The sequence below is a fragment of the Candidatus Cloacimonadota bacterium genome (genome assembly GCA_034661015.1).
Classification (GTDB): Bacteria; Cloacimonadota; Cloacimonadia; order JGIOTU-2; family JGIOTU-2; genus JAYEKN01.
On sequence record JAYEKN010000261.1, the window covers coordinates 1 to 9,100 of the forward strand.

At 33.1% G+C, this 9,100-nt stretch carries 9 protein-coding genes; all 9 read left to right on the plus strand.

Going from position 1 to position 9,100, the window contains the following annotated elements; all coding sequences use genetic code 11:
• The first annotated feature begins 143 nt into the window (after positions 1-143).
• On the plus strand, positions 144-419 hold the full coding sequence (locus U9P79_09360; protein ID MEA2104829.1) for a UPF0175 family protein: 276 nt from the start codon (positions 144-146) through the stop codon (positions 417-419).
• Positions 403-882: a DUF3368 domain-containing protein gene (locus tag U9P79_09365; protein MEA2104830.1), complete on the plus strand. Its 480-nt coding sequence runs from the start codon at positions 403-405 to the stop codon at positions 880-882. Before U9P79_09360 ends, U9P79_09365 begins: the two co-directional genes overlap by 17 nt.
• A 483-nt stretch (positions 883-1,365) precedes the next feature.
• The gene (locus tag U9P79_09370) at positions 1,366-2,940 is read left to right on the plus strand and encodes an APC family permease (protein ID MEA2104831.1); all 1,575 of its coding nucleotides are present in this window, start codon (positions 1,366-1,368) and stop codon (positions 2,938-2,940) included.
• Positions 2,941-2,952: 12 nt separating this feature from the next.
• Positions 2,953-3,903 carry a phosphoesterase gene (locus U9P79_09375; GenBank protein MEA2104832.1) on the plus strand — a complete coding sequence of 317 codons (951 nt, stop codon included), beginning with the start codon at positions 2,953-2,955 and terminating at the stop codon, positions 3,901-3,903.
• Positions 3,903-4,724 carry a hypothetical protein gene (locus U9P79_09380; GenBank protein ID MEA2104833.1) on the plus strand — a complete coding sequence of 274 codons (822 nt, stop codon included), beginning with the start codon at positions 3,903-3,905 and terminating at the stop codon, positions 4,722-4,724. Before U9P79_09375 ends, U9P79_09380 begins: the two co-directional genes overlap by 1 nt.
• Before the next feature lie 38 nt (positions 4,725-4,762).
• Positions 4,763-6,247, plus strand: a complete 1,485-nt coding sequence (locus U9P79_09385) for an aminotransferase class III-fold pyridoxal phosphate-dependent enzyme (protein ID MEA2104834.1) — start codon at positions 4,763-4,765, stop codon at positions 6,245-6,247.
• Between the two features lie 3 nt (positions 6,248-6,250).
• The gene (locus U9P79_09390; GenBank protein MEA2104835.1) at positions 6,251-7,387 is read left to right on the plus strand and encodes an amidohydrolase; all 1,137 of its coding nucleotides are present in this window, start codon (positions 6,251-6,253) and stop codon (positions 7,385-7,387) included.
• The gene (gene alr, locus U9P79_09395) at positions 7,387-8,547 is read left to right on the plus strand and encodes an alanine racemase (protein ID MEA2104836.1); all 1,161 of its coding nucleotides are present in this window, start codon (positions 7,387-7,389) and stop codon (positions 8,545-8,547) included. Before U9P79_09390 ends, alr begins: the two co-directional genes overlap by 1 nt.
• 236 nt (positions 8,548-8,783) lie before the next feature.
• On the plus strand, positions 8,784-9,100 hold a 317-nt coding region (locus U9P79_09400; protein MEA2104837.1), incomplete at its 3' end, for a DUF1016 N-terminal domain-containing protein.

A 9,100-nucleotide genomic window follows, 5' to 3' on the forward strand; every position in this document is an offset into this window, starting at 1 on the left:
CAAACATTAGCGGAAATTCGTATTAGCTTTAAAACAAAAAGAAAAATAAGATGTTTGAAAAGTCAATTTATTTTTTTAAGTAAAATTTGACTATTTTAGTTTAAATAAAAAAATCTCTTCAATAAAAAATTAAGGAGTTTATTATGAATATGAAACAGGTCAGTTTTTCTATTCCTGAACAGTTAATATTTTCACTAAACGAAAATATTAGTGAATTTACCGACAATATTCGATTATTTGCAGCTCTCCAATTCTTTAAAATGCATAAATTATCACTCGGAAAAGCCGCAGAATTAGCAAATATGGATAAGTTTTCTTTTATACATCAACTTGGGAAATTTAAAATTCCAATAATTGATTATGAACCCGAAGAACTTGAAAAAGAATTATTGAGATTTAAAAATGATAATCGTAGCTGATTCATCGCCTTTGCTTAGTTTTGCGATTATCGGTAAATTAGAATTAATTGAGCAAATATTCGGTGAAGTATTTGTTCCATCAGCAGTTTTCAAAGAATTAACTGTTTCTGATAAGCCTTATTCCAAAGAATTGAAAGAATTTTTACTGAATAAAGTATCTGCAGTAAAAAATATCGATTTAGTAAAAATGTTATCAAATGAGATAGATTTAGGTGAATCAGAAGCAATTGCATTGGCTTTAGAAAGACACATTCCTGATATTTTAATTGATGACTTAAAAGGACGAAGAATTGCATTTTTCAATGGCTTATTTCCAATCGGCACAATTGGTGGATTATTGCAAGCAAAAGAGAAAAAGCTAATCGATAAAATTAAACCTCTGTTGGATATTTTAATACAAAATGATATAAGAATTGGAAAATCTTTATACAGAAAAGCTTTAAATCTTGCATCAGAAGATTAGTGAAAATTCTGCTAACAAAGCGACACACGCAAAAAGAGCGTGGCGTCGCCCCAACATTATACACCAAAGAAACACAAAAACAGAAATAGTTTGATTAAATAAGTCCTTTCATAATTATCGGTAAAAATTGAAATGAGGATGATATAAAGGAATGTCAGCATTTCAGCAGGTCAGCGTGTCAGCAGGTCAGTAGAAAAAGAAATTTATTTTTTGATTAATTTGACATAAATATGAGGGGATGTAAAAAACAGCAAGCTAATATAAAATGAAAAAGAATCATATTAGATTTCAAGAAGAGTATTTACAGGCTTTAAAATTAAAGCATTACAGCGAAATGACGATTAAAACTTACTGTTTGCATTTTCAAAAATTTTTAAATTTTTATCCTGAAATAGAATTGGAAAATATTACACAAGAACAAATCCGTAAGTAATCATTGTTCCTTTTCAATTTCATATAACATACTATACAAGGAGAATCATTATGAAAGAAGGTGTAATCTTTACCAGACGAGCTTCAGGGCTTGTTAGAGAATTATCCTGGTTTGATGTATTTATTTTTGTTGTAGCCGGACCGGCTGCCTCAGGTGTTATGTTCTATTCTGTATCAACAGCTGCAGATTTCCCGGGAGCAAGTTTACCATTGGCTTTCCTGATCGGTCTTTTTATATTTTTACCGGTGATGTTATTGGTTGCGATTACTTCCGCCACAATGCCGCGTTCAGGTGGCTTGTATATTGCAATTAGTAGAGTTTTAGGTCCAACAATGGGTTTCATAAGTTCCTGGCTATTATTTATTGGATATGGAATTTCCAGCGGAGTTTTGGGATATCTGGTTGTCGGTCTGATTGGTTCCGGTTTTTCAACTGCTGCTTTGAGTAGCGGAATCGGCTGGCTGGCTAATATCGGAAAAATTATGCAAACACCGGCAGGACAGCTTATCGGAGGAATTATCTGGGTTGTTTTGTTCTGGTATATTGCTTATAACGGAATCAGGAAAGTAAAGAACATAATGCGAATCGCTTTCTTCATACCTTTAGTTGGGACAGTAATCGCAATTTTTTGGTTTTTCCTTTCTGGTGGAATCGATAGTGTTTCTTCTGCTTTTAATCAAACCTGGGGAGCGGGAGCTTTTGAAGCCATTCAACAAAAAGCTGCTGAATTGGGTTGGAAAGTTCATAACTTTAACTGGGGAACAACCATCAGTTCTCTTATCGTAGTAATCTGGGCATATTCCAGTATAACCATTATTAATTATGCTGGTGGAGAAATAAAAACTCCCAAAACCAGTATGATAAAAGGTTTTATGGTGGGAACTATTTTTGTGGGATTGTTTTATGTGATAATTGTAGTTGCTGTTTACAAAGCTTTCGGAACTTTTATCGGTTCTTATGATTTTCTTTTTGATAATCATCCTGAAATTGTCAAAGAAATAATGGGAGAAGCGGTAAAACCATCGATCCCATTTTATTTTATGTCGATTGCCAAAAATGTCTGGTTCGGTTTGATCGTTGCGGTTTCCATAGCATTATGGTTTGCAAATTCCATTCTACCAGGATTCCTGGCAAATTCCAGATTAGCTTTTGCTTTGGCAATGGATAAATCATTTCCGAAATCACTTGCAAAGGTAAACAGAAAAACCGGTTCTCCTACAAATGCAGTCCATCTGAACGCAGTTTTTTGTTTTCTCGGCGTTTTGATAATGCTGCTTTCTGTAAATGTGATTCTTTCGATATTAACACTTACCACTTTTTTTATTTTCTGGCCTTATGGCTTAAGCGCAATGTTGCTTCCATATCATAAACCGGAGATTTATAATCGTTCACCGGTAAAATGGGAAATCTTCAAAATTCCGGTTATGAGTATATTAGGTGCATTTACATTTATTGTTGGCTGGTTTTTTATCTATCTGTCTATCAGAAATTTCTCACCGGTTATAATGCTAACCTTAATTGGCGTGATGTTGATTGGAATGGTCGTTTATTTAGTTCAGCAAAATAAGAACAAAAAAGATGGTGTGGATGTAAGTAAAATATATTCACAAATTCCACCTGAATAGAGGAGTTTATTTTTGGCAAAATTATTCTTTTCAGTTGATGTTCACGGCGCAAATAGTGTTTGGAGGAAATGGTTGCGGATCCCCGAGCTTTATGGAGTTGATGCGCTTCTTTTATGTGGTGATCTAACTGGAAAATCACTTGTTCCCTTAATTGAAAAAGGAAATGGGAAATACAATGCCTATTATTTTGGGAGAAATTGGACATTAGAATCAGGAAAAGAAGCAGATGAAATGGAAAAGCGAATTCAGGATGCAGGAGCTTATACGTTACGTTGTAATTCTGATAGAATAAAAGAACTTCAGAATAATCCTGAACAAGTTGAAAAACTGATGATGCAAATGATAAAAGATAGAATTTATTATTGGATGGAAATGCTCATCGCTAAAATCGATCTTTCCAAAGTTGATGTAGTTGCTATGCCCGGAAATGATGATGATCATGAAATCGATGAAGTTATAAAATCCTTTGGAGATAAAGGAGTAATTTGGTGTCTGGATGATGTAATTGATATTCTGGGAATTCCTACTATAAGTCTCGATTATGTAAATCCAACTCCGTGGGACACACCAAGAGAAGATAATGAGAAAGGAATGAAAAAACGGCTTAAGAAACTTATTAAAAAACTAGATGATCCATCTCAATCAATTTTCAATTTTCACGCTCCACCTTATGGAACCATGCTCGATCTTGCTCCGGAACTCGATGCAAATAAAAAACCGGTAACTGTTGCCGGACAGGTAAATTTTGTGCACGTAGGAAGCAAAGCTGTTACAGAAGCTATTGAAAAATATCAGCCATTAATTGGGCTTCACGGTCATATTCACGAATCTTACGGTCATGATAAAATCGGAAATACTCCAGTTGTGAATCCGGGCTCTGAATATGGCGAAGGAATTTTGCGTGGTTACATTATCGAGATAAAAGATAAGAAAATAATAAATCATTGGAAAGTAGAAGGTTAATGGTGATTGCCAAAGATATTCCCTGTATTCCTGACGGAATTGAAATCAATGAAAAATCTTTAAGAAAGCAAGAATCCGCTTTTCTGAAAGTCCTCAATGAAATTATGGAAAAAGCAAAAGAATTTGATGTCACAATACGAGTTGTCGGCTCACTTGCTTTCCGAATAAAATGCCCTGATTATAAATATATAGAGTATGAAAATCAACACTATCTCGCTGATATTGATTTTATTACTTATTCAAAAGAGATTATAAAAGTTCAGGATCTTTTCTTTGGACTCGGCTGGACAGAAAATCAAAATATTTTAAGACTGTTTGGTGATAAAAGAAGAATTTTCTATCATCCTGATGAAAACATTCATTCAGATATTTTCATTAATAAATTGAGATTTTGTCATGAAATTGATCTTAAGAAAAGATTAAAAATCGATTATCCAACAGTAAGTTTGATTGATCTACTTTTAGGGAAGCTTCAAATTGTCGAAATTAACAAGAAGGATTTAGTAGATACGGTGGTTCTTCTCAGCCAGTTTCCAATTTCCAAAACAGACAATAATACTGATGAGATAGACGGACATTATTTAGCAAAATTATGTTCCGGAGATTGGGGCTGGTGGAAGACAGCAACTTCCAACATCGAAAAGACAAGAAAATTTGCTAATGAACACCTTGCTAAAAATGACGCCGATAAAGTAAAAGAAAAACTAGATATTTTATCTCGTCTAATAGAAGAGAAACCTAAAACTTTGAAATGGAAAATGCGTTCTAAAATTGGTGATAAAATGAAATGGTATCGAGAAGTTGAAGAAGTTGAGAGATGATAACCAAAATTAATAATTAATAAAACTAGGAGAAAAAAATGTTTTCAAAAAATGAATTATGTAAAACATTTATTAATGATGTTAATGAACATCCGGAAAGAATAAATGTTTCGATTGAAAGAATCGAAGAAGTATTAAAAATGGTCATAGGAGAAGAAAAAGCAGAAAATATCTGTAATAATAAGTTATTCAATGTTAAGAATAAACGAGCACAAATAGAAGAGGAAAAAGCTAATTCGATTTGTGATTTAATATTAGAGAATATCAACTATGATCAACTGCAAAGAATAATATTAATGTTTCAGGATTCGGAAATTTCAACACAAGAAGCAATTGAACTTCATGAGAAATTTAAAATTCCTTTATCTCACCTTGAAAAAGATATTATTCCTGTTCGTGGAGAAGGTGCGTGGATTGTAAGTAATCAAGGAAAAACATATTTAGATGTGGATAGTAACTATAGTGCCACAAATCTTGGTATGAATAATGAAGAAATTGCCAAAGGATTATATAATCAGGCATCTCAATTAATTTCTATGAAAGAAGATAGAGTGCACATCCCCAGATCTCGATTTCTGAAAAGCATCACGGGAATGATGCCAGAAGGACTTACGAATTTTTATTGGCAAAATAGTGGTGGTGAAGCTGTAGATAAATCAATCAAGATTGCAAAAGCCTTCACTAATCATCGTGGTGTCATTGCATTAGAAAATGGCTTTCACGGTAGAACTCATGGTGCTTTAGCTGTAACTTACAATTTAAAGTATAGAAAACCTTTTGGATTGGAGAATGAAGATTGGGTTCATTTTGTTAAACCGGGAGAGATTGATGAAATAGAAGATTTGTTTAAAGAAAATAAAGCAAGATCAATTATTTTAGAACTGGTACAAGGAGAAGAAGCCGGTATTAAACCTCTCGACAAGAGATTTGTAAGCAGGATAAGAAAAATATGCGATAAATATAATGGAGTAATGATTTGTGATGAGGTGCAAAGCGGTTTTGGTCGTGTAGCAAAAAAAGAAGGAGAATGGTTCGCAAGTCACACTTATAATGTTATTCCTGATATTATGGTAATTGGAAAATCATTCGGTGGCGGATATCCTGTTACTGCTGTAGTTTCAAACGATAAAATATCCGATGCAATGAAAGGCGGATATGATGGTTCAACATTCGGAGGAAATCCAATGGCTATGGTTGCTGCTCTGATAGCAACGAGACAAATGCGGGAATTGAATATAACAAAAAATGTTGTAGAAAGGTCTAAGCAGATTTTTGATGGATTAGACAAAATTGACAAAAAATTTGATATTTTTTCAAATCCGCACGGTATGGGAATGATGATCGGTTTTGATTTACCTTCAGCAGATGATGTAAACAAATTCCAGGATTTACTTGTTAAATATAGAGTTAAATCATCATTATCAACGAATAACACTGTTAGATTTCTTCCTCCTTTGATTCTTTCTGAAATTGAAGGAAAATTTTTATTATCTGCAATTGAGAAAGCATTGGAAGACATGTGATTTATGAACAAAGGGGAGAAAATTAAACTCATAGATATTCGAAAGAAATTACATAAAAATCCGGAGCTTTCAGGAAAAGAAAAAAATACATCCGAATATATTATTGAGATATTGAAAAAACTCTCTCCGGACGAAATCATCACTGAAATTGGTGGGTTTGGAACTGCTGCAATTTTCGATTCAGGGCAACATGGAGCAACGATAATGTTCCGTGCGGAACTCGATGCTTTACCTATCATTGAATCAAATAATTTTTCTTATAAAAGCGGGAATACCGGAATTTCTCACAAATGCGGTCACGATGGACACATGACGATTCTTATTGGTTTGGCTGAGAGAATAAAACGAGAAAATTTCAAAGGAAAAATTATCCTTTTATTTCAACCTGCGGAAGAAACTGCCAAAGGTGCAAAACGAATTGTGGAAGATACGAAATTCAAATTCTTAAAACCAGACTACATTTTTGCCCTTCATAATCTCCCGGGTTTTACTAAAGGAACAATTATCCTGAGAAAGGGAATTTTTACATCAACATCAATAGGAATGATTATCAAATTGAAAGGTGAAACTTCCCACGCCGGGCATCCGGAAAACGGGAATAATCCCGCACTGGCAATGACTAAAATAATCAATGAACTTGATAACCTTTCCAAAAACATTCAAGATTCTGCAATGATTACAATAATTTACGCAAAGCTCGGTGAAATAGCTTTTGGAACTTCTGCCGGAAAAGCCGTAATAATGGCGACTTTCCGTTCTAACACAAAAAATACATTGAAAATTATGCAAAATAAAGCAATATCTCTTGTAAAAGAAAAAGCAGAAAAACAAAATTTGGATTATGAAATAGAATGGGTTGAATATTTCCCTGAGATCGTCAATGATGATGAGTGCGTGGATATTGTCAAAAAGTCTGCCAAGAATATTCGTAACAAGATAAAATTCATTGAACAACCTTTTACCTGGACAGAAGATTTTTCTTATTTTACTCAAAAAATCAAAGGAGCATTTTTCGGTTTGGGATCCGGTAAAAATCACCCTCAGCTTCACAATTCTGATTATGATTTTCCTGATGAAATTATATCAGACGGAATCAATATTTTTGTTGAAATTATTAAAGAAATATGTAGGAGAAAATAGTGGTTCATTCATCATATATAGAATTAGATTTTAAAGCTTTGAAAAAGAACATCCGATATTTAAAGAGAGAAATCGGAAAATCGGTCAAATTCGTTTCTGTGATCAAAGGAAATGCTTATGGACACGGAATAATGGATTTTGTACCTTTGGCAGAAGCTTGTGGAATTGATTATTTTGCTGTTTCAGATGTGTATGAAGCTGAGATTGCTAGCTCTGTTCTATCTCCAAAAAGTGAATTAATGATAATGGGAATGATTGATAATGAAGAATTAAAATGGGTTATTGAAAACGATATTTCCTTTTTTGTTTTTGATTTGGACAGACTTGAAAATAGTATCCGAGTTTCTAAGTTATTGAATAAAAAAGCTAAAATTCATCTTGAATTAGAAACAGGTATGAATAGAACCGGCATTGATAATGACGAACTTGATGAAACTATCGAATTGATTCGAAGAAACAGAGAATTTCTTTTTTTAGAAGGTTTTTGCACACATTATGCCGGAGCAGAAAGTATTGCAAATTATGTGAGAGTTCACGAACAATTCAGTAAATTTAACAAAATTTCTAAATATTTAAATGATAAAAATTTGTACGCAAAATATAATCACACTGCTTCTTCAGCTTCAACACTCATCTATAAGAATACTCAAATGGATTTAGTTCGGATAGGTATAGCACAATATGGATTTTGGCCAAGTAGTGAAACAAAAATGTATAAATTATTCGATGGAGAAACAAAAATATTTCAAGATCCTTTAAAGCAAGTCCTGCAATGGAAGACCAAAATTATGAGCATCAAGACAGTTAAGCCTGCTAAGTTCATTAGCTACGGCAATTCATTTCTAACAACAAAAACTACCCGTATTGCAATTATTCCGGTTGGATATTTTCACGGATATCGCAGAAGTCTAAGTAATATCGGTTTTGTTCTGATAGGCGGCAGAAAAGCTCCGGTTATTGGAATGATAAATATGAATATGTTCATTGTAGATATTTCATCAATACCAGATGTAAAGAAGGGAGATGAAGTTGTTCTGATTGGAAGACAGGGAAAGAATAGAATTTCAGTCGCTTCATTTTCTGAGTTAACAAATTTTATTAATTATGAATTGCTTTCAAGACTTCCTGCTGAAATTCCTCGATTTGTAATTAACAGATAATTTTTATCAATGGTATTTTAAGAATTGAGAATATTTTGAAATAATAAGAGAAAACGACTGCTAACATTGTGCTCCACAAGCAAGAAGAAAGGCAGGAAGAGACGTGGCATCTGCCATACATTAGGCACATTTAGAAAACAAACATTGCATTCTTGACAAAAAAACATGTATAACTTGGTTAGGTTTATAAAAATCGTAATTGAGATAAATTAAAGATTTAACTAAAAGGATAGGTAATGAAAGATGTTTCAAAGAGTCAGAGTTATAATGATTTTCTGATAACAATTAAAGAACGAATCAGAATTGCTCAGTATGATGCTCTAAAAAAAGTGAATCAAGAATTAATTAATCTTTATCAAGATATTGGTAAAATGATTATTACACGCCAGAAAGAAAATAATTGGGGAAAAGCAATTGTAGAAACTTTGGCAAAAGACTTACAGAATGAATTCCCTGGAATCAGAGGATTTTCTGCCAGAAATTTGTGGTTAATGAGAACTTTTTATACTGAATATAAGAATATTACAAAACTGCAACCACTGGTTGCAGAAAT

What these genes read in the sequence shown, in the direction of transcription:
- U9P79_09365 (MEA2104830.1), top strand. Translation starts at nt 403, where the DNA reads ATGATAATCGTAGCTGATTCATCGCCTTTGCTTAGTTTTGCGATTATC.
- U9P79_09380 (MEA2104833.1), top strand. Translation starts at nt 3,903, where the DNA reads ATGGTGATTGCCAAAGATATTCCCTGTATTCCTGACGGAATTGAAATC.
- U9P79_09385 (MEA2104834.1), top strand. Translation starts at nt 4,763, where the DNA reads ATGTTTTCAAAAAATGAATTATGTAAAACATTTATTAATGATGTTAAT.
- U9P79_09370 (MEA2104831.1), top strand. Translation starts at nt 1,366, where the DNA reads ATGAAAGAAGGTGTAATCTTTACCAGACGAGCTTCAGGGCTTGTTAGA.
- U9P79_09390 (MEA2104835.1), top strand. Translation starts at nt 6,251, where the DNA reads ATGAACAAAGGGGAGAAAATTAAACTCATAGATATTCGAAAGAAATTA.
- U9P79_09360 (MEA2104829.1), top strand. Translation starts at nt 144, where the DNA reads ATGAATATGAAACAGGTCAGTTTTTCTATTCCTGAACAGTTAATATTT.